The sequence below is a fragment of the Nosocomiicoccus sp. HMSC059G07 genome (assembly GCF_001815515.1).
Classification (GTDB): Bacteria; Bacillota; Bacilli; order Staphylococcales; family Salinicoccaceae; genus Nosocomiicoccus; species Nosocomiicoccus ampullae_A.
The window spans coordinates 1-630 of record NZ_KV820816.1 but is presented as its reverse complement, the minus strand read 5'-3'; the positions used below and the strand labels follow the sequence as shown (position 1 = coordinate 630).

Here is a 630-nt window from a genome sequence, read left to right as displayed (position 1 = left end):
TGAATACTGATTAACAATATCTAAGGTTTCATCTGAATACGTAATTTCTGTCGTAGACCACTTAAACCTTCTCATCTTGTCGAAAAATCTCATTTCAAAAGGTTTTTCTTTTTGTTTTCGTCTATTAAGATATCCATTATTAAATTTATTTTTTGAGATAATTACCTCTAACGCTATTTGTCTTATAGCATTATACGCAGGATTATTGACGACTGGGTTACCCTCTCCATCTGTCCAACCTAATGAATTATGTTTTACTAGTTCTGCATATTTTCCATCTAATGCTTTATCTACATGAGCTCCTCCATCTTGATTTGCAACAAATGTAACTATATCTTTCCTAGTAAATACATTATTTTTGTCATCAAAAATGATTTCATTCCACCAATCATCAAAGCCTAAATAAAACGTCCTCCCATTATTCATTCCCATTGGTTTATAGGTTAATCCATTTATATCTTGATTTAATTTCAACAACGTCCAAGAAGATAACAAGTTTGACGGAGTATACAAACCGCCAGATGACCATAAAAGTAAAGTTTTGTTTAAATTTAGTTGATGAAGTAAAGATCTAGAATGCTTGGTTTGATGAAACATAACTCTTAAACTAATTGCTATTCTTCTTGCCTC

1 protein-coding gene is annotated in these 630 nt (G+C 31.1%); it reads right to left on the bottom strand.

What is annotated here, in order from left to right:
• On the bottom strand, nucleotides 1-630 hold a 630-nt coding region (locus tag HMPREF3029_RS09395), incomplete at both ends, for a hypothetical protein (protein ID WP_070710045.1).